Origin of the sequence: Rhizobium sp. BK289, assembly GCF_014193575.1 — a bacterium.
In the GTDB taxonomy this organism is placed as follows: Bacteria; Pseudomonadota; Alphaproteobacteria; order Rhizobiales; family Rhizobiaceae; genus Rhizobium; species Rhizobium tropici_C.
The window spans coordinates 148990-167649 of sequence record NZ_JACHZO010000011.1; the positions used below are offsets into that span (position 1 = coordinate 148990).

26 protein-coding genes are annotated in these 18660 nt (G+C 59.9%); 22 read left to right on the forward strand and 4 right to left on the reverse strand.

The genetic code is table 11. From position 1 onward, the window contains the following. The first annotated feature begins 364 nt into the window (after positions 1-364). The 16 genes from FHT84_RS21565 (at position 365) to FHT84_RS21640 (ending at position 12340) form a co-directional block, all read left to right on the forward strand. Entirely contained in the window at positions 365-1477 is a 1113-nt protein-coding gene (locus tag FHT84_RS21565; RefSeq protein ID WP_348647378.1) for a phage portal protein, read from the forward strand. After that, positions 1477-1869 (forward strand): hypothetical protein, encoded by a 393-nt coding sequence (locus FHT84_RS21570; protein WP_183764734.1) that lies wholly within the window; start codon positions 1477-1479, stop codon positions 1867-1869. The genes FHT84_RS21565 and FHT84_RS21570 overlap by 1 nt, the downstream gene beginning before the upstream one ends. Then, positions 1866-2372 carry an HK97 family phage prohead protease gene (locus FHT84_RS21575; protein WP_348649337.1) on the forward strand — a complete coding sequence of 169 codons (507 nt, stop codon included), beginning with the start codon at positions 1866-1868 and terminating at the stop codon, positions 2370-2372. Before FHT84_RS21570 ends, FHT84_RS21575 begins: the two co-directional genes overlap by 4 nt. A gap of 2 nt (positions 2373-2374) precedes the next feature. Further along, positions 2375-3547, forward strand: coding sequence for a phage major capsid protein (locus tag FHT84_RS21580; protein ID WP_183764731.1), 1173 nt, complete (start codon positions 2375-2377; stop codon positions 3545-3547). Positions 3548-3628: 81 nt separating this feature from the next. Next, the gene (locus FHT84_RS21585; RefSeq protein ID WP_183764728.1) at positions 3629-4009 is read left to right on the forward strand and encodes a hypothetical protein; all 381 of its coding nucleotides are present in this window, start codon (positions 3629-3631) and stop codon (positions 4007-4009) included. A gap of 2 nt (positions 4010-4011) precedes the next feature. Further along, positions 4012-4377, forward strand: a complete 366-nt coding sequence (locus FHT84_RS21590) for an HNH endonuclease (RefSeq protein ID WP_183764726.1) — start codon at positions 4012-4014, stop codon at positions 4375-4377. Between the two features lies 1 nt (position 4378). Next, a complete protein-coding gene (locus tag FHT84_RS21595; protein ID WP_183764722.1) occupies positions 4379-4870 on the forward strand; it encodes a hypothetical protein in 492 nt (163 codons plus the stop codon). A gap of 50 nt (positions 4871-4920) precedes the next feature. After that, the gene (locus tag FHT84_RS21600; protein ID WP_183764720.1) at positions 4921-5217 is read left to right on the forward strand and encodes a head-tail connector protein; all 297 of its coding nucleotides are present in this window, start codon (positions 4921-4923) and stop codon (positions 5215-5217) included. 1 nt (position 5218) lies between these two features. Then, positions 5219-5638, forward strand: coding sequence for an HK97-gp10 family putative phage morphogenesis protein (locus tag FHT84_RS21605; RefSeq protein ID WP_183764716.1), 420 nt, complete (start codon positions 5219-5221; stop codon positions 5636-5638). Then, complete coding sequence (locus FHT84_RS21610) at positions 5635-6048, forward strand: DUF3168 domain-containing protein (RefSeq protein ID WP_183764713.1); 414 nt, start codon at positions 5635-5637, stop codon at positions 6046-6048. The genes FHT84_RS21605 and FHT84_RS21610 overlap by 4 nt, the downstream gene beginning before the upstream one ends. Further along, positions 6045-6365, forward strand: a complete 321-nt coding sequence (locus FHT84_RS21615) for a phage head closure protein (RefSeq protein WP_183764710.1) — start codon at positions 6045-6047, stop codon at positions 6363-6365. Before FHT84_RS21610 ends, FHT84_RS21615 begins: the two co-directional genes overlap by 4 nt. After that, a complete protein-coding gene (locus tag FHT84_RS21620; protein ID WP_183764707.1) occupies positions 6362-6802 on the forward strand; it encodes a phage terminase small subunit P27 family in 441 nt (146 codons plus the stop codon). Before FHT84_RS21615 ends, FHT84_RS21620 begins: the two co-directional genes overlap by 4 nt. Further along, a complete protein-coding gene (locus tag FHT84_RS21625; protein ID WP_183764704.1) occupies positions 6783-8372 on the forward strand; it encodes a terminase TerL endonuclease subunit in 1590 nt (529 codons plus the stop codon). The genes FHT84_RS21620 and FHT84_RS21625 overlap by 20 nt, the downstream gene beginning before the upstream one ends. An 8-nt stretch (positions 8373-8380) precedes the next feature. Beyond that, positions 8381-10726: a tape measure protein gene (locus FHT84_RS21630; protein WP_183764701.1), complete on the forward strand. Its 2346-nt coding sequence runs from the start codon at positions 8381-8383 to the stop codon at positions 10724-10726. Further along, entirely contained in the window at positions 10723-11088 is a 366-nt protein-coding gene (locus FHT84_RS21635) for a hypothetical protein (protein ID WP_183764698.1), read from the forward strand. Before FHT84_RS21630 ends, FHT84_RS21635 begins: the two co-directional genes overlap by 4 nt. A gap of 4 nt (positions 11089-11092) precedes the next feature. Next, complete coding sequence (locus FHT84_RS21640) at positions 11093-12340, forward strand: hypothetical protein (RefSeq protein ID WP_183764695.1); 1248 nt, start codon at positions 11093-11095, stop codon at positions 12338-12340. A gap of 80 nt (positions 12341-12420) precedes the next feature. On the opposite strand, the gene FHT84_RS21645 is transcribed toward FHT84_RS21640, so the two are convergent. Both FHT84_RS21645 and FHT84_RS21650 read right to left on the reverse strand, forming a co-directional pair. Next, entirely contained in the window at positions 12421-12798 is a 378-nt protein-coding gene (locus FHT84_RS21645) for a hypothetical protein (RefSeq protein ID WP_183764692.1), read from the reverse strand. 65 nt (positions 12799-12863) lie between these two features. Then, the gene (locus FHT84_RS21650; RefSeq protein ID WP_183786356.1) at positions 12864-13424 is read right to left on the reverse strand and encodes a hypothetical protein; all 561 of its coding nucleotides are present in this window, start codon (positions 13422-13424) and stop codon (positions 12864-12866) included. 149 nt (positions 13425-13573) lie between these two features. On the opposite strand from FHT84_RS21650, the gene FHT84_RS21655 reads away from it, so the two are divergent. From FHT84_RS21655 to FHT84_RS21675, 5 genes are all read left to right on the forward strand, one after another. Further along, entirely contained in the window at positions 13574-13747 is a 174-nt protein-coding gene (locus FHT84_RS21655) for a hypothetical protein (RefSeq protein ID WP_183764686.1), read from the forward strand. A 41-nt stretch (positions 13748-13788) separates the two neighbouring features. Continuing rightward, positions 13789-14298: a hypothetical protein gene (locus FHT84_RS21660; RefSeq protein WP_183764683.1), complete on the forward strand. Its 510-nt coding sequence runs from the start codon at positions 13789-13791 to the stop codon at positions 14296-14298. Beyond that, positions 14295-14504 carry a hypothetical protein gene (locus tag FHT84_RS21665; RefSeq protein ID WP_183764680.1) on the forward strand — a complete coding sequence of 70 codons (210 nt, stop codon included), beginning with the start codon at positions 14295-14297 and terminating at the stop codon, positions 14502-14504. Before FHT84_RS21660 ends, FHT84_RS21665 begins: the two co-directional genes overlap by 4 nt. 85 nt (positions 14505-14589) lie before the next feature. Next, the gene (locus FHT84_RS21670; protein ID WP_183764677.1) at positions 14590-14775 is read left to right on the forward strand and encodes a hypothetical protein; all 186 of its coding nucleotides are present in this window, start codon (positions 14590-14592) and stop codon (positions 14773-14775) included. 163 nt (positions 14776-14938) lie between these two features. Next, a complete protein-coding gene (locus tag FHT84_RS21675; RefSeq protein WP_183764674.1) occupies positions 14939-15976 on the forward strand; it encodes a site-specific integrase in 1038 nt (345 codons plus the stop codon). A gap of 232 nt (positions 15977-16208) precedes the next feature. Here FHT84_RS21675 and FHT84_RS21680 read toward each other — a convergent pair whose 3' ends face one another. Together FHT84_RS21680 and FHT84_RS21685 are read right to left on the reverse strand one after the other, a co-directional pair. Further along, a complete protein-coding gene (locus FHT84_RS21680; RefSeq protein WP_145644433.1) occupies positions 16209-16418 on the reverse strand; it encodes a hypothetical protein in 210 nt (69 codons plus the stop codon). Positions 16419-16439: 21 nt separating this feature from the next. Next, positions 16440-17203 (reverse strand): IS5 family transposase gene (locus tag FHT84_RS21685; RefSeq protein WP_183787578.1). Its coding sequence is split into 2 segments (ribosomal slippage): positions 16440-16888 and positions 16888-17203, totalling 765 coding nucleotides; the frame shifts between segments, so codons are not numbered across the junction. Between the two features lie 368 nt (positions 17204-17571). Here FHT84_RS21685 and FHT84_RS21690 point away from each other — a divergent pair. Then, the gene (locus FHT84_RS21690) at positions 17572-18636 is read left to right on the forward strand and encodes a D-alanine--D-alanine ligase family protein (protein ID WP_183765761.1); all 1065 of its coding nucleotides are present in this window, start codon (positions 17572-17574) and stop codon (positions 18634-18636) included. Positions 18637-18660 lie beyond the last annotated feature (24 nt).

Genomic DNA, 18660 nt, shown 5'->3' on the forward strand with positions numbered 1-18660 from the left:
CGCCGTGCCCAACAGGCTCGATGTAGCGTTAGGGAAACCCGTTTCGAGTGGGAACGGGTCAAGCGAGCCGAAGCGTTCTGGTCTGGAACACTTTCGGACCTCGGTAGCCGTGGCCGGGGGGTGGGTCTGAACTTTCGGCCCTTTCCGGGGACCGGCGGGGGGACCTTCGCTCGATAATTTTCTCAATTAGAAGCATTTTCTTTTTGGAAGACAAAGGCTTAGCGGGATATCCACTGTCCGCAGTTGTCAAATTTCCAAATCAGAAAAAGTTCGGCATAAAATCGCAATGCTGAACTTCTTCCGTAAATCCGCGCCCGCAATTGAGCAAAAATCGCTTGGCAATCCGAGCGATGAGGAAATCGCTGTGCTGACAGCCGGGAACGGCGCGGCCGGCAGCATCGGCCTCGGCATGGCGTTGACGGTCCCCGCAGTCCAGTGCGCCATCCGCCTGATTTCGGAAGCCGCCGCGTCCCTCGACGTGAAGGTGATGAAGGCTGGCGCCGATGGTGAGGCCGAAGACAAGGATCACCCTGTCTCGATCCTCCTCAAGGATCAGCCCAACGAATGGAGCAGCTTTTACGACCTCATTCGCGATCTGGTTGCGACCGCCCTGACGAACGACAAGGGCGGACTGGCGTGGGTCAACCGTGTCGGCGACGATATCCGCGAGATCGTTCGCTACGAGCCGGCCTACTACACGGTGACCTATAGCGCCGATGGCCGTTCGGAGCCGTCCTTTGAGATCAACAATCGCGCCATCGAGATCGGCAACATCATCCATCTGCGCAGCCCTTTCAGCCGCTCGCCCCTGTCGCTGGCGCTGGACGCCATCAACGTCGCGAAGCTGATGGAGAAGCATGCTGGCGCTCTGTTCAAGAACGGCGCGCGGCCGTCCGGCGTCATCGAGTTCGAAAAGGGCCTTGGCGACGAAGGCCTGAAGAAGATGAAGGCCGGCTGGAAGGCCGCGCACGAGGGCGCCGACAACGCCGGCAAGACGGCCATTCTGTGGGATGGCGCCAAGTTCAGGGCCATGACGCTGAACAGCACCGACGCGCAGTTCCTTGAGCTGAGAACATTCCAGATCGTCGAGATTGCCCGCGCCTTCCGCGTTCCGCCGTCGATGCTTTACGACCTGACGCGCGCCACCTGGTCGAATGCCGAACAGATGGGCCGCGAATTCCTCGTCTACACGCTGGAGCCGTGGCTCAAATCGCTGGAAGGCGCTCTGCGCCGTGCCCTCTTCACGCCGGATGAGCGCAAGCTCTACCGCGTCGTCTTCGACCGCGACGACCTGACGCGCGCCGATATCGTACAGCGCGCCACGGCTTATTCCAGCCTGATCAGCGCCCGCGTGTTCAACCCTAACGAAATTCGCGGCTGGGAGGGCGCTGCCCCGTACGACGGCGGCAACGAGTTCAAAAATCCCAACATCGACCTTCGCCAGCCGGCGAAGCCAGCACCGGAGAATGCGCAGTGATGGACCTTTCCGACATCCTTTCCAACGTCGTCGATCAGGACAAGGGCCGGCGCATGGAGATCGTCAATCCCTGGACCGGCGACGGCACCGGGATTTTCTTCGTCGTGGCCGGTCCCGATAGCCAGGCGCAGCGCAACGCGCGCATCGCCATGATGGACGAGTTGGCGGAGATGGCTGACGACGAGGGCAAGGTTTCTTCGGAAGCCCGCGAGACGGCCCGCATCAATTCGCTCGCCCGTTGCTGCCTGCGCATGGAGATCGAGGAAGACGGCAAGCAGATCCCGTCCAACCACAAGAACATCGTCCGCGTGCTGAAGGCGGCCGCCTGGTTGCAGGCGCAGGTCGATACCTTCGCCGCAGATCGTCGCAAATTTGGTCCGGAGGCCGAATGATGGAGCGCTTTTACTTCGATACCAAGATGAACATTTCGGATACCGGCGAGATTTCCGGCGTGGCGTGGCAGTTCGGATCGCCGGATCGTATCGGCGATGTGATCCAGAAGGGCGCCTTCTCGGGCACGCGCCTGCCGCTGCCCATCCTGTTCTCGCACGATCAGAGCGACCCTATCGGGATCTGGACGGACGCTTCCGAGGACGCCAACGGCCTTAACGTCAAGGGCGCGCTGCTGATCAACGAGGTTGCCCGCGCCCGCGAGGTGCATGCGCTGGTCAAGGCCGGCGCGGTTCGCGGCCTGTCGATCGGCTTCATCAGCAAGAAATCGGCCGGACGCCGTGGCGTCGGCAGAACCATCTCGGACCTGCAGCTGATGGAAGTCAGCCTCGTCACGGTCCCGATGCATCCCGGCGCGCGCGTCACAAGCGCCAAGTCGGCAGTTCAGGCCATCGGCATTGCCGAGGCCATCAACCGGGCGGCAGCCCACTTCGCAGCGAGGTAATCATGCGACACGTAAGGAACCTGGCGGCGGTTGCCGCTCTCGGCGCATCTACCCTCATCCACAAGGGTGAGGAAGACGATCCGGCCGATATCGTCACCAAGGCGCTCGACGGCCTCACGAAAACCGTTGACGACAAGCTGAAGGAGATCGAGACCAAGACGGACACGTCGAAACTCGACGAACGCATCAAGGCGCTCGAAACTAAGGCGAACCGCCCTGGCGGCGGAGCAGGCAAAAAGGATGACGAGCAGGTCGAGATCGAAAAGAAGGCCTTCGGCACTTATCTCCGCCTCGGCAACCAGGCGCCGGTTGACGAGCTGAAGGCGCTCAGCGTGTCCAGCGACCCGCAGGGCGGCTATCTCGCCCCGACCGAGATGACTACGGAATTCATCCGTGACCTTACGCTGGTATCCCCTGTCCGCTCGGTTGCCAGCGTCCGCTCGACCAGCGCGCCTTCACAGACATACCCGAAGCGCACCGGCATCACCAATGCCAAGTGGAAGGGTGAAAAGCAGCCGCAGGAAGGGAGCGAACCCGCCTTCGGTCAGGCGGAGATCGTCGTCAAGGAAGCCAACACCTATGTCGATATCTCCAATCAGCTGCTGGCCGATTCGGCTGGACAGGCGGAGTCGGAAGTGCGCCTCGCGCTCTCCGAAGACTTCGGCCAGAAGGAAGGTGCTGCCTTCGTCAATGGCAACGGCGCGCTGGAACCGGAAGGCATCATGAAAAACGCCGATATCGGCGAGATGCTGAACGGCCATGCGACCATCCTGAACCCAGATCAGATGATCAAGCTGATGTATTCGCTGCCGGCGCTCTACCGCAACGCCGGCACCTGGGGCATGAACGGTACGACGCTCGGCATCATCCGCACCCTCAAGGATGCGCAGGATCGCTACATCTGGCAGCCGGCGTTCCAGCAGGGCCAGCCGGAAACCATCCTCGGCCGCCCTGTCATCGAGCTGCCGGACATGCCGGATCTCGCCGCCAACCAGTACCCGATCATCTTCGGCGACTGGAGCGGTTATCGCATCGTCGATCGTCTCGGCCTCTCCATCCTCGTCAACCCTTACCTGCTTGCCACCAACGGCATGACGCGCATCCACGCAACCCGCCGCGTCGGCGGCGGCGTGCTGCAGGCCGCGAAGTTCAAGAAGCTGAAGATGGCCGCCTGATTTCAGGTCGCCAACTTGGCGATTTGAAACTCATGGGTTCGCCACCCTGGCGAACCCTCTTCCTCAACCGGAGACTTCCTTATGCGTGATATCGTACACAACATAGCCGCAAGGCAGGCGATCGCGCCGGCCGTGCAGACTGCGGCGGCCGATGGTGTCAGCATCGATACGCTCGGCTTCAATTCCCTCGCCTTCGTCTTCACGACCGGCGCGATCGCCGGAGCCGGAGATTTCGGCGTCAAGCTGATGGACAGCGACGACAACGCCACGTTCACTGATGTTGACGACGGCGAGCTGCAGGGCGATATCCCTTCGACCCTTGCAGCCGCGACGACGTACAAGCTCGGCTATCTCGGCTTCAGGCGCTATGTCCGTCCGTCCGTCACCAAGGCAGGCGGAACCTCGATCGCGTTGGCGGCACTCGCCGTCCTCGGTGACGCATCCATCCGTCCGGTCGCATAGCCATGCCGGTCAAGGCTCCCCGCATATGTGGCTGCGGTCACCGGATCGCTTCCGGCGCAGCCTGCCCGTGCGAGGAGCGCCGCGCCCGCGAACGTAAGGCGCGTCACGACAAGACAAGGCCATCGGCCCGCGCGCGCGGCTACAACCGCGAGTGGGAGCGCGAAAGCAAGGCGTTCCTCGCCCTGCCAGAGAACCGCCATTGCGCCTGTGGCTGCGGCCGCGTCGCCGACATGGTGGATCACATCACCCCGCACAAGGGCAATGAACGCCTCTTTTGGGACCGGAGCAACTGGCAACCGATGGCAGCCATTCCCTGCCACGTATCGAAGAAACAGCGCCTTGAACGGCGGCAACATAAGGATTTTTGACATGCCTATTTTCGCAACGGCCGGCAGCAAGCTCTATATCGGCACTGCAATCGACCAGAAAAGCACTGATTTCGTCGCCGCTGATTTCACCAGCCAAGCCTGGGTAGAAGTCAAGGAACTGGACACGCTCGGCACGCTTGGCGACACCTCGCAGGCCATCACACAGTCCATCATCGGCGAAGGCCGAGACAAGACGCTGAAGGGCACGCGCAACGCCGGCACCATGGAAGTGGTCACTGCCATCGACTATGCCGATGCCGGTCAGCTGGCCGTCATCGCAGCGGAAAAGACGCCTTACGACTATGCCTTCAAGATCGTCCTCAACGATGCTCCGGCCACCGGCAGCGATCCGACGCCGAGCCAGCGTCTGTTCATCGCTAAGGTCATGAGCGCCGCCGAGGCTCTCGATCAGGCCAACAATGTCATGAAGATGAACATCAGCCTGGCGATCAACTCCAACATCGTCCGTGTGGCCGCAACGGCCGGCGCGTAACGCAGCAAACGACAGTTTGTCGCTTGCTGAATTCTTGAGGAGCCCGCCGCATGATCGTCGATCTCGAAACCGCAAAGCAGCACATGAACATCATCGGGGATGCCGACGATGCGCTCATCATGCAGAAGGTCGAGGCGGCCGAAAGCCACATCAACCGGCTGCTCGGTTTCGAGATGGCGACGGGTTTCGAACCGGGCGATGTGCCTTTCGACATCAAGAATGCCGTCCTGATGCTTGCCGCCCACTGGTACGAGAACCGCGAGGCGTCCGTGATCGGCGTGACGGCGCAGTCATTGCCGTTCGGCGTGCAGGATGTCGTGCGCGAATATCGCAACTGGAGCTTCTGACATGGCGAACGATGGCGGCCTCGCCCGGTTCCAGCAGCGCATGAAGGCCATACCGCAAGCGGTGCGGGAAGCCGTGCGGCCGGCGATCATCAAATCTGGCGATGAGCTTGTAGGCGTCATGCAGCAGCTGGCGCCGAGGGATACCGGCGATCTGGAAAAGAGCATCGTCGCCACGCCGCCGGGCGGAACGACGCCGCCATACTCGCAGCCGGGCGGCTCGCAGGTCGTTCCCGAAAACACGGTCATGGTGACGGCCGGCAACACGGACGTTCGCTATGCGCACCTTGAGGAATATGGAACGAAGAATGCCCCGGCGCAGCCCTTTTTCTGGCCGGCCGTGCGCCTCACCCGCAAGCGCATAACTAACCGTATCAAACGGTCCATCAGCAAGGCTGTGCGTGACAATTGGGGTGGACAATGAGCGCGGATCTCGCCCTTCAGAAAAGCATTCGCACGCGCCTGGTCGAAACGGCGGCGCTTACCATGCTTGTCCCGGCATCAAGCATTCTCGACCGCAACCAGCGTCCCGCGCCCGATCCCTCCATCATCATCGGCGAGGGACAGACGATCGACGAGGGAGACAGCGTGGCCCGCAAGCTACAGCGCGTCTTCATGGATCTGCATGTCTGGAAACGGGAACCGGGGCTGGGCGGTGTCAAGCTGATTGCAGCGACCATGCGATTCACGTTAGCCGGGCGCAGGCTCGCTCTCGGCGAAGGCTATAGCTGCGCAGATATCCGCATTTCCAATGTGAGATATTTGCGCGATCCGGACGGCGAGACGAGCCACGCCGTCGTCACGGTATCCGCCCTGGTGGAGGAAATCGCATGAGAGCGGGCCGTCTCGATCGAAGCATCGTCATTCAGCGCTCAGGCGATGTCATCGATGACACCGGCAACCCCATTTTCACATGGACTGACCTCACGACGCAGCGTGCCGAAATCATTCAGGCGTCCACGGAAGAGTTCATCCGCGCTTATGGCGCCGCCGATGAGACCGTGACGATTTTTCGGATCCGCTTTTTCGACGGCATCACGAACGCCGATCGCGTCATCTATGCCGGCATGGCCCACAACATCAAAGAGGTGAAGGAGATTGGCCGGCGTAAGGGCCTCGAAATCCGCACCGTAGCGATAGGTGGTGCATGAGCACTCGCGGCCGAAAGGCAGACCTGAAGGTGATCGAAGGCGGCATGACGGAAACGCCGGCCGTTCCCGCGCATATCCCCGATGCCATGCGATCCGAATGGCTTGCCGTCGTCGATGATCTGCGCGAGCGCCAGATGCTGACGGAAGCCATGTTCGGTACCGTAGACGCGTACGTGATGGCGCTGTGGAACATGCGCAAGGCGCAGGAGGCCATCGACCTGCATGGCCCGCTGATCGACGGCGGGAAGGGCATCCTCAAACAGAACCCCGCCGTTAGCCTGCTCGGCAAGGCGCAATCGACGGTGCTGCGTCTGGCGGCGGAACTCGGCCTGACGCCGGCCGCCAGATCCCGCCCGAAGATGAAGGGCGGCGACAAGGGCGGCTCGGTCTTTGACCGCCAGCAATCGGAGCTGTTCGATGGTCTCATGGATTTTTGATGACTCGGAGATCCCCGATCCGTTCGGCTACGGGGAGCGCGCCGTCCAGTTCCTGCGCATGCTCAAGCACCCGAAATCCACCCTGCCCGAAAAGGATTTCGACCTGTCTCACTGGCAGGAACGCGTCGTGCGCAAGATCTACGGCCCCCGGCATCCGGACGGGCGCCGTATAGTGCGCACCGTCGCGATGATGCTGCCGCGCGGCAATCGCAAGACCTCGCTCGGTGCTGCGCTGGCGCTGCTGCATACGATCGGGAAAGAGAGCATTCCGGGCGGCGAATGTATGGTTGCTGCCTCCGACCGGTCGCAGGCGCGCATCGCCTACAAGGAAGCCTACGACATCATCGAAGCCCATCCGCGCATGGAAGGCCGGCTGCATCTGACGGATTCGAAAAACCGTATCCGCAACCCGAAGAACGGCGCTTTCTTCGAGGCGATCTCCGCCGATGCCAGAACTGCTCACGGTCATACGCCGGTATTCGCGCTGGCCGACGAGCTGCACGCCTGGCCGAAACGCGACTTGTGGGAAGCGATCAAGTCCGGCCTCGTCAAGGTTCCCGGCTCGCTTCTCATGGTCATCAGCACGGCCGGACGCGGGCAGGAGAACGTCGCCTTCGAATTCTACGAATACGCCCGCAAGGTCCAGCGTGGCGAGATCGTAGATCCGACCTGGCTGCCGATCCTGTTCGAGACGCCGCGCGATGCGGACTGGCGCGACGAGGATGTCTGGTATGCCGCCAATCCCGGCCTCCCCTATGGCTATCCGGATATCGACGGCCTGCGCCAGCTCGCCCGCGAGGCGGAGGAAATCCCGGCACTGCGCTCGGCCTTTCAGCAGCTCAACCTCAATGTCTGGCTCGACTACAGCGCGGATCCCTTCGTTGACATGATGGTTTACGACGAAGGCAAGTTCCCCGTCGATCTCGACGATCTGGAAGGAAAGCCCTGCTGGCTTGGCGTCGATCTGTCCTCGACGAGCGATTTGACCGTAGTCGTGGCTGCCTGGCGCGATGGCGAGGATGGGTATGTTGTCCATCCCTGGTATTTCTGCCCGGCCGATAATCTGCGCGGCCGGCAGGATCGCGACGGAGTGCCCTATGTGGATTGGGCCGAAGACGAGCTGATCATTCCAACGCCGGGCAATGTCGTCGATTACCGCTATGTTGAGGATTATATCCGCGAGATCTGCGCCCGCTTCGAAGTTCGCGAGATCGCCTTCGATCCGCATATGGCGCAGGTCCTTAAGAACAACCTGCTCGATGACGGCTTTCCTTGCGTCGATATGCGGCAAGGCTGGGTGACTATGGCGCCGGCCGTCAAGGAACTGGAACGCGCCATCATCGGCCGCCGCTTCCGCCATGGCGGCAATCCTATCCTTCGCTGGAACTTCGAAAACATCGCCGTCGAGACCGACAAGGCCGGCAACAAGAGCTTTCACAAGGGCAAGAGCCGCGACCGCATCGACGGCGCGGTTGCATCCGCCATGGCGGTCGCGCGCTGCGCGGCCGGCGACAGCGGCATATCCATCTACGATTCCGACGACTGGTCGGAAGAGCACGCCTATTTCTAGGAGGGGTCATGCCTGACGATACGGAACGGCTCGTCGTATTGCTCGAGGCGCGTTTGCGCGATTTCGAGAAGAACATGCAGAAGGGCGCAGCGACGGGCACGCGCACCTATCAGCAGCTCACGGACGGCTCCGCACGCGCAACGCGCCAGATGGAGGCCGACATGGCGCGCGCCACGGCCCGCATCAACCAGGCGATGGCAACCACATCCTCGCGCGTCGGAACCTTCGGCAAGGCCTTCGCCGCGATCGGTGCCATTGCCGGGGTGAAGTCGTTTCAGGAATTGGCCGACTCCGCCACCAACATTACCAACGCGCTGAAGGTGGCCGGCCTCTCCGGCGACGGCCTAAAGACCACACTCGGTCAGCTCTATGAAGTCGCACTGCGCAACCACGCGCCGATCGAAAGCCTTGCTCAGCTGTACAGCCGCGTTTCGATCAGCCAGAAGGAGCTTGGGATTTCCAGCGAACAGCTGATCGGCTTTACCGATAATGTCGGCAAGGCGTTGCGCATCTCCGGCACGAGCGCCACGGAAGCGGCCGGCCCCATGCTGCAGCTCGCGCAAGCGCTCGGCAGCGGCACGGTCCATGCCGAGGAATTCAACTCTATCGTCGAAGGCATGCCGGCACTGGCGCAAGCCGCCGCCAAGGGCATCAAGCAGGCGAACGGCTCGGTCGCCGAGCTGAAGAACCTCGTCAACAACCAGCAGCTTTCCAGCCGCGCCCTCTTCGACGGCATCATCGCCGGATCGTCGGATCTCGACACGAAGCTCAAAGGATCTTCGACGACGATCGGGCAGGCCTTCACCGATCTCAAGACCTCTCTCACGCGCCTGGTCGGCGATTTCGATACGGCGACCGGAGCAGCCGAGAAAACCGCAAACTTGCTGGAAGGCATCGCGGGCGGCCTCGCCAACATCAAGTTCGATAACGCGATCGCCGGCATAAATGGCATCATCCAGTATCTCGACACGGCGATCGGCAAGGCCGGTACCCTATGGCAGACGCTGGAAGGTGCGCTGACTGCCATGAACAACGGCAATCCGCTGACCGATCTGGCGCCGCCCGGCAACACCGAAAAGGAAATCTACGGCCTTTACATGCAATCGCTCAGCGCCGGCAAAGAGCAGATTGCCAACTCCGAAAAGCTGCTGGATCTCGAACAGCAACGCGCCAAGATCATCGCTCAGTACGGCAAAGACAATCCGGTCGGCCGCAACATGCTGAAATCCGTCGAAGGGCAGATTTCTGCCATGCAGGACGCGACCACGAAGGGCAAGGATGATCTGCCACAGACAGTTGAGGCCAAGCGCTTCGCCACCCCTCACGGTCATGCGACCCCCACGATGCCGGCGCCGGAGATCGAGCAGATCGACATCACCGACAAGAAATATGCCACCACGAAAAAATCGAAGGATGGGTCAGGCAAGGCCGACAAGCTAGACAGCTACGATCGCGAGGCCGGCAAGATCCGGGAACGCACCGCTGCCCTTCAGGCCGAGACGGCGGCGCAGGCTGCCATCAATCCGCTCGTCAACGATTATGGCTATGCCGTCGAGAAAGCCGGCGCCGCGCAGGATCTGCTGTCGGCGGCGCAGAAGGCAGGGACTGCCGCCGGCAAGGAACTGAAGAGCGTCCAGCAGCTCCTCAGCGGCGATTTCGCCAACCTCTCACCTGCCGCCCGCCAGCAGGCGCAGGATATGCTCACCCTCGCGGACGGATATGCGAATGCCCGCGTCGGCGCCAGCAAGCTGCACGAGGAGCAGGAAAATCTGCGCGATGCCGTCAACGAATGGCGCGACGTTTCCAAGGATGCCACCAAGGGCTTCATCGATGATCTGCGCCAGGGCAAGTCCGCGGCCGAGGCCTTCAGCGGCGTCCTCGACAAGCTTATCAGCAAGCTTGAAGACAGCCTGCTCGATGGCATCTTCGGCACCAGCAAATCCGGAGGCATCTTCGACAGCCTGTTCAGCAGCATTCTCGGCGGCGGGTTATCTTCGTCGCTTGTGCCGGATATCTCCACCGTTCCTATTCCGACCCCACGGCCTGGCTTCGCGAAGGGAACGGATTTCGCGCCTGGCGGCACTGCCTGGGTGGGTGAGGAAGGTCCCGAGCTGGTCAACCTGCCGCGAGGCTCGCAGGTCATTCCCAACGATCGGCTGTCCAGCCTCAGCGTCGGTTCTGCGGTCAACGTTCATGTGACATCTGATGTCCGCGTGAGCGTCGATAACGACGGCAACCTTCAAGGCTTCGTCGAGAACACCGCAACCCGGATCACCAGGCAGGGCGTTCAGGAGCTGAACGACCAGTTGCCCGATCGCGTTGCGCAGATCAACTTACATCCGAGGCAGCGATGAAAAAGACGGACCGTCTCAAACATCACATGGTCACGGCCCTCAAGGAAAGCCTCGTTACGCGCAAGCGGCCGCGCGTCCCTTCTGGTGGCGCGCTGCTATGGCGCTGGTTCCTCGATCTCAGCCGCTCGCGCTGCTATCACATGAACGGCCCCAATCCCATCACCCACGCCGAGATTGAGGCCTATTGCCGCCTGTACCGCATCGCCATGCAGCCGCATCACATCGCCATCCTGCGCGCGATGGACGATGCCTATATCGATCAGCTCGCCGTGATGCGCAACCAGCGCGACGGCGTGAAAGTGCTGCCCCATACCGCAACCGGTAAGATCAGCGCCGGCCTGTTCGACACATTGTTCGGGTGACGATATGGGTCGCAGGCAACGCAACAGGTCACAATGGATCGAACAGCTGCATGTCGCTCCGCCTCCGCCCGAGATCTTCTCCGGCCGCGATCGCCTGCGCATCGTCAGTCGGCTGGCTCGCGAAATGAGAATCTGGATATCAAGCGCATTCGAGCGCGAGGGCGAGATGCGGGCTTTGATCCGCTCCAATCTATGCCGTCAGGGGCACGCCTGGCGCACAGCGGACCATGAGGCTGCGACGCTGGTCGCGCTGGCGCTGAAGCGCAATGGCGCCGTCAGGCCGAACTGGGACGAAGGCCAGCACGAATACACCCGCATCGACGGCCATTGCATCCAGTGTGGCGGCCCCGTCGAATTCGGCGAGACGACGCGGCGCGGCCGCTATTGCTCCGTCAAGTGCGCCACGAATGCCCGGGCGATGTGGCGGGGCGAAGGCCAGCGAGCTACCGGCGCAAGCGGCAAGAATGCGGCGCTCACGATCAGGCGCGAGAGTTTCGAGCGGATCGAATGCCACGTATGCGCAAAGCCTTTCCTGCCTTATGGGGCCGACCAGCGCGAACGAAAATACTGCTCCTTCATGTGTGCCGGCGTTGCTCGCCGCAGGCTGGAAGCCATCCCCTGCCCTCAATGCGGAACATCATTCCAGCCGCGCCGTGCTAAGCAGGTCCATTGCAGTCCCGAATGCCAGGGCCTCGCTCGCCGCCATCTCGACGAGCGCCAGTGCAAGGAATGCCAGACGCCGTTCCGTCCGAAGAAGGCGGGGACCCTCTATTGCTGCATGAAGTGCCGCAACAAGGCGATGCTCATCCACAAGGAGCGGGAATGTGCTCAATGCGGCGAGATGTTCAAGCCGCGCGGCAACGAGCAGACTCTCTGCGGTCGCACCTGCCGGGACGAAAAGCATCGCCAGCGTGCGATGGCAAGCTGCAAGCGTTGCGGAACGGCGTTCGTCGCGAAGCTGGAAAGTACCCTCTTCTGCAGCCGCGTCTGCTATAACGAGGAAATGAAGGAGCAGTTTCACCGCGCAATATGCGCCTGGTGCGGCGTGCCTTTCGAAGCCAAGCGCAAGACATCGCGCTTTTGCTCGGACAGCCATAGAGCTGCAGACAGCCAGAAGCGCCGAAAGAACAATCTCAACCGGCCAATCGATAACGTCATCTATCTCAGTGCCGAGCACTTCGACCGTATGTTCAAGGGCAGATCGTCGGAGCAGGAAACGGCGGCCGAGATGTTCGACAGGATGTTTGGATGATCAGAACGACACGTTGTCGCTTCGATCATCTTACGGACAAGTTGTCCGCAAGCTCGCACCAGTCAGTTATGCTCCCAGCTCTATTTCTTAACGTTAGCGCGGAACCGCTGTGCTGTCGCCACGGCTTCCGATTTCTTTACCAGTATATAGCCCTTCTGCGCCATACAGCCCTTTACCACATCGTTCAAAGCATTGCTCTTCTGTTGATTCACGCTAGCCGCGCTGATCTCACTTAGAAGGGAACCGTTGGAGTAGACGATGGGCGCACCTACAGCCGCTTTCTGTGCCTCGCCAATGCAAACTGTGCTGTCAATTTGGAACTGCTGTTGAAGATCCGGGCGTCCCACCTGTGAAATGCCATCGGTTCGGACGTAGACCGTGTCATCCTGCGGAGACGCCGTCTGGCAAGCGGTCAACGCAATAGATGCGCAAACTAGCACTAGAAAGCTTTTGGTCATTAAATCCCCCATACGTTGCGGAGAAAATGACTATGGCCTGGGGGCAAGTCAAGCGCCTAAGTCGCCTAATCCTTTCCGGAGATTTTATCTTCTTTGGGCTGTCCGCCATTCTTTAGGACATCGACAAGTTCATCAATTGTGAGATGTGCGAAGTCTGATGGACGTCCAAGCATTCTATTCCAAATTTCTGTATTGACCTCAATGTCGAGAAAAGCTTCTTCGATCTTCGACGGCATTCGCAATGTAATCATTGCATCCGAAAGCTCCTTTATTCGACCCGTCAGATCGCTAATCGCAAGAGCCGCCTCCTCGAAGGCGGCCGCAGCTGATTCAGGGCTTTTCCTCTTTTCATCGACTGAGCGCATAAGGGCTTCTGTCGCCCTGATAGAGTTCCATGCATTCGCAACAGCATTCTCTGTGTTGTCGGACGGCTCGTAACTTATCGCCTCCCCTAGCTGAGCGACGCTTCCTAACGCGCGAAGTCTATAATCAAACAGGCCTTCCATTCGCGCGTCGAGAATCAGAGCAAGCTTGCACAACCGGCGTATTGCTTCAGACCTCGTGGCGACCCGAGTTTTGAAACGCCAATCATCAATTGCTTCAAGCTCATCGTTCGAAAGCATCATCGGAACGCGGTTTTCGCGAGGCTTCACCATAACTCACCACAAAAAATCGGCACAAGAGGCTCAAATATCTATTGACCATCAAATGCAAAAGATCAATTAATAAAAAATCGGCACAAAAAGCGCCGATGGCGTCGATAACGGAGCAGCAAATGTCAGAAGCAAAGACGGAACGTGTTCCGATCATGTTCGAAAAGGGTTTGATCGAGCAGGTTGATGAATATCGCTTCGGCAACCGCATTAGCACGAGAGCCAAGGCGATTCGTGAATTAGTGAAAGAGGGTCTGAATGCGAAGCAAACGGAAAAGGGCGGAGCCCCGGCGTAGGAACCGGCTCCGCCCTTTATCACACCAATAAGGATATAAAGATGCAGGGAAAATCTACAGCACAAACGCCAAGCAATGCAAGCGCTGCCTTCGGGCCGCTCTCGCGCCGTTCGTTCCTATCGGCTGTCGGCATCAGCGCCGCAGTGCCGGCGACAGCGCTCGCCAGTGTCGCGCCGACCATCGAGATCCAGCAGCTTACCGACGAAGAACAGTTGGAAGCGTGCATGAAGCAGATCGAGGTAATTCTCCTGCGCATGCGTCCCGACCGTCAGGAAGTCTACGGCGGCCATGTATTCCACAATTCGGGCGACGTTACAGTCATGGTAGGCGTGCGCCGCGCGAGCGTCGAATGGAGCGGCGACGGCTATTATGAGGTCGACGACAGGCATAGCCGGAACGCTGTGCCTTTCTGGATTACGCGCGAATGGTCGGCCATGGATCGCCGCCATTATTTGATGGGAGCCGTCTACTTCGAGGGCGATCTTGTCGCGCCCCGTGAAGTGATCGATCCGGGCCGCATCCGCCGCAAGCTGGAGGGAGCGCCCGTATGAAGCCCACTTCCGAAGAGATTGAGACCGCTATCGATAAGTCCTTTGAGGCGCAGGCGATCGGCAAAATTCTGTCGAGCTACATGTCTCATATCGCCGAGTCGGAGAGCTACGACCAGAACATCCTGCATCAATTTGCGCGCGCGTTGGATGCGTCTAACCGCATGCTCGACGAGGTGGTCAACGTTCTCGACCGCTCGAACAATTAAGGCTCGGCAAATCTGCTGACCCGAAAAGCCGGCACCCGTTTAAACGGATGCCGGCATTCCGATTTCACGAGGGAATGTGGCAAAGATGAAAGACGATAGCCCGGTTGGCATCAAGGAAATCGCACATGCGCTCGGCTGCTCAACGCGAACTATTCGCCGGATGCATGCAAATGGTAGCATCAACAGCTATAAACTGAACGGCCCGACAAGCCCGATCAAAATGGGGCGTGCGGATCTGCGCCGTCTGGCGAAGAAGAAAGGCAGGGACTGATGTCTCTCCCTCAGCTTCACACCATGGATGACGTGGCGGTTGCGCTGCACGTCTCCCGCCGCACGCTTCAGGAAATACTCAAGGAGCGCCCATTCTTCCGACAAATCGGCCGCCGCAAGATTTTCACGGACGCCGATGTCAAAGCACTATTGGAGTCACTTTCATGCCCCTCAAGCTCGTCCAGCGTCACGGAGGAAAAAACTGGTACATCCGTGGCACCGTCAGAGGCATCGCAGTGGATGAAACTACAGGCACTGACGACAAAAAAAGGGCGGAAGAAATCCGCATCAAACGCGAAGCGGAACTGCTCGACCGTAGTATCCATGGCCGCAGCAAAACAGCGACGTTCCTTGAAGCCAGCGTGATGTATCTGGAACAAGGCGGCTCAAGCCGCTTTGTCGATAAGATCGCCAAACACTTCGGAACGAAGCCGCTACATGAGATTGATCAGCTCGCCATCGACCGCGCGGCCCGGAAGCTTTATCCAGACGCCTCGCCGTCAACCCTGAACCGCCAAGTTTACACGCCGATATCGGCCATTCTGAAACTGGCAGCAAAGTATCGTCTCTGCGCACCTTTCGACATAGCTCGCCCCAAGCAGCCTAAAGGGCGGGTGCGCTGGATCACAACTGACGAGGCAAATGCTCTCATTGGCGCTTGCTCACCGCACTTGAAGCCGTTGGTAACGTTCCTGCTGTACACGGGCGCGCGTCTCTCGGAAGCGCTGTATCTCGACTGGAAAGATGTCGATCTGATGCGCGCCCATGTCGCCTTCCTCGACACGAAAACCGGCATCGATCGCGGCGTGCCGCTGCATCCGCGTGTTGTCGTCGCCCTCGGCAACATGAAGCATCGTACCGGCGCCGTATTCCTCACGAACCGGGGAAAGCCTTATGAGGTCAAGGAAGACGATGAAGGCGGCGGACAGATCAAAACGGGCTTCAAAGGAGCGTGTCGCCGAGCTGGCATAAAGGACTTCACCCCCCATGATTGCCGCCACACATGGGCAACCTGGCACTACATAGCCAACCGGGATTTGATTGCCTTGAAGGAGCTTGGCGGATGGACCTCGGAAAAGATGGTGCTGCGCTACGCGCACATCAACGTATCCAATCTCGCCTCCTCAATAAACAACTTGCCATGGGGAAATATTGGGGAAGTTGAAACCGGCATCGGCGATAATGAAAGGAAAGCAAAGTGATAGTAGAAGACAAGAACATACTTGGTAAGGGAGAGGCCGAGAGTTCAAATCTCTCTAGCAGCACCAGTTTCTTGTTATTTCGCCAAAAACTATGACAATCGACGGATCGCTTACTTTTGCGTCAGTGGCCTCTTTCAATAAAGCGATGGCACGTGCATCGCCTTGTCGCACAATAAGCTAATGGGCTTTGCCCAATCTTATATACTGATAGAGCCGAGAAGTTAGACGCAAACTAATGTGGCGTTTGGGTCAGACGCTGTTCACGCTCCTCTTCTTCGGACTCAACAGCCGCCACTTTTCCTTTGTCCTCGATACCGAGAATGACCTTGGCAAGTCTATCAAATTCCGCTTTGGGTTCAAAAGGCAGCCGCTCCCAGAAATCGTCAGCGGCGACAAAAGCGATCAGCGATTCCAAATCTTTTGCTTTGTAGCCATCGGGCAAGTAGTCTTCTACGGCGTCGACTCATAAACTCTGGCACCATATTCTTGCAGCGACGAGCTTTACAGCGGCGAAGTAGTTTTCCAGACGCTTGTCATACCGGGTTGCGATGCCTCGAAACTGTTTGATCCTGTTGAAGAACCGTTCCACGAGATTGCGTTGTCGATAGACCCAGCGGGAGAACACGAAGGAGCCTTTCCGGTTTGTCTTCGGCGGAATATTGGCCCAGGCCTTTCGCTCGGCGGCCTTAGCCCGGATGGCATTGCTGTCATATCCCTTGTCGGCCAGCAGGATATCTCCTTCACCCAGTTCGTCCGTCAACGCGTCGGCCTGGGTACAGTCGGCGACCTGCCCACCGGTCAGACGAAGGTTGACGGGGCGACCTTCGGCATCGACGAGCGCGTGGATTTTGCTCGTAAGTCCGCCGCGGGAACGTCCCATGCCGCCATCATCTCCATCCCCTTTTTTCCCGTGGCCGCATGCTGATGAACGCGGACACAGGTCGAGTCGATCATGACGATGTCACCATCGTAGGCGGCCGAGACTGCTTCGAGAAGCCGATCCCATACTCCGGCTTTGCGCCAGCGCATGAAGCGGTTGTAGCAGGTGGTCGGCGGGCCATAGCGCTCCGGGACTTCCGCCCAGGGCGAACCTGTCCGGAACCGCCAAAGGATACCGTTCAGCACCCGCCGGTCATCCACGCGGGGAACACCGCGGGGCTTGTTGGGCAACAACGGCGATATGATCGACCATTCATGCTCGGTAAGTTCGTAGCGGCGACGCGTCATCAAAGGCCTCCGTAGTTGGAAGCCTTGAATCAGAGCCGACCATAAACGACAAGCAATTTTATGAGTTTACGCCGTAGTCCCGCTAACCTGTTCAACGACTTGCTTACAAAGCCCTGCCAGCACAACGCCAGCAAGGCTAATGAGATCGCGACAGACCTCAATCCCAAGACTTCACTCCGACGAAACAACGTGCTGGTTGAGGTCCGCCTTAAGGTCGAGAATGTCCTTATCGTCGTAACTGTCGAAGCGGACGAAGATGTTCTTCGTGAAAGGCGCCCTAAGCGTGATCCTCCCCAATTCCGCTGCAATCTCCCGTTTAAACCCTTCTCCCACCATCACCTCCAACCTGGCCCGGGAGAAAAGCCTCGATGTCGAAACTACGCGTCGCCGTTCTGTTTGGCGGTCAGTCCAGCGAGCATGAGGTTTCCGTCATGTCGGCCCGCAATGTCGTCAAGGCGATCGATGGCGGCAGATATGAGATCGTGCCGATCCTGATCGATCGCGCCGGGCGCTGGCTGCTGGTGGAGGAAAAGGGCGGCGCGCTGCCGGAGCCGGTTGCCTATGAGGGCCGGCAAGTCTGCCTGGTTCCGGGCGGCAAGGGCCGGCTGATGGCGCTGGAAGGGGCAGGCGCCCGCGAGCTGCCTGCGGTCGACGTGCTGTTTCCGGTGCTGCATGGGCTGAACGGCGAGGATGGCTCCATTCAGGGCCTTGCCCAGATCATCGGCCTGCCCCTCGTCGGCTGCGGCATTCTCGGCTCGGCCAATGCGATCGACAAGGATATGGCAAAGCGCCTGCTGCGCGAGGCCGGCCTGCCGGTGGCCCGCTCGGTCACACTGACGCGTGGCGACAAGCCAGATTTCGATGAGATCGCAGCCACGCTCGGCTCGCCCGTCTTCGTCAAACCCACGCGCCAGGGCTCGTCGGTCGGCGTCAGCAAGGTGCAGGATGCCAAAGGGTTCGAGAGCGCGCTCACCGAAGCCTTCCGGCATGACCGCAAGGTGCTGGTGGAAGAATTCGTGCGCGCCCGCGAGATCGAATGCGCCGTGCTGGAAGAGCCTGACGGCTCGCTCTTCGTCTCCGTGCCGGGCGAGATCGCGACGGCCGCGACGCACGGCTTCTATTCCTACGAGGCAAAATATCTCGACCAGAACGGCGCCGTCGTCACCGTGCCGGCGGATATTCCGGCTGATACGGCAGACATGCTGAAGCGCATGGCAGCGGATGGCTTTCGCGCGCTCGGATGCGAAGGGCTGGCGCGCGTCGATTTCTTTTTAGCGCCGGATGGCAGCGTCGTCATCAACGAGATCAACACCATGCCCGGCTTCACCAATATCAGCATGTATCCCAAGGCCATGGGAGCCTCGGGCATTTCCTATCCGGAGCTTGTCAGCCGGCTGATCGAGCACGGGCTTGCGCGGGCGCGGCAGGCCTGATCCATAGCGGCGGCAGGCTCCGAT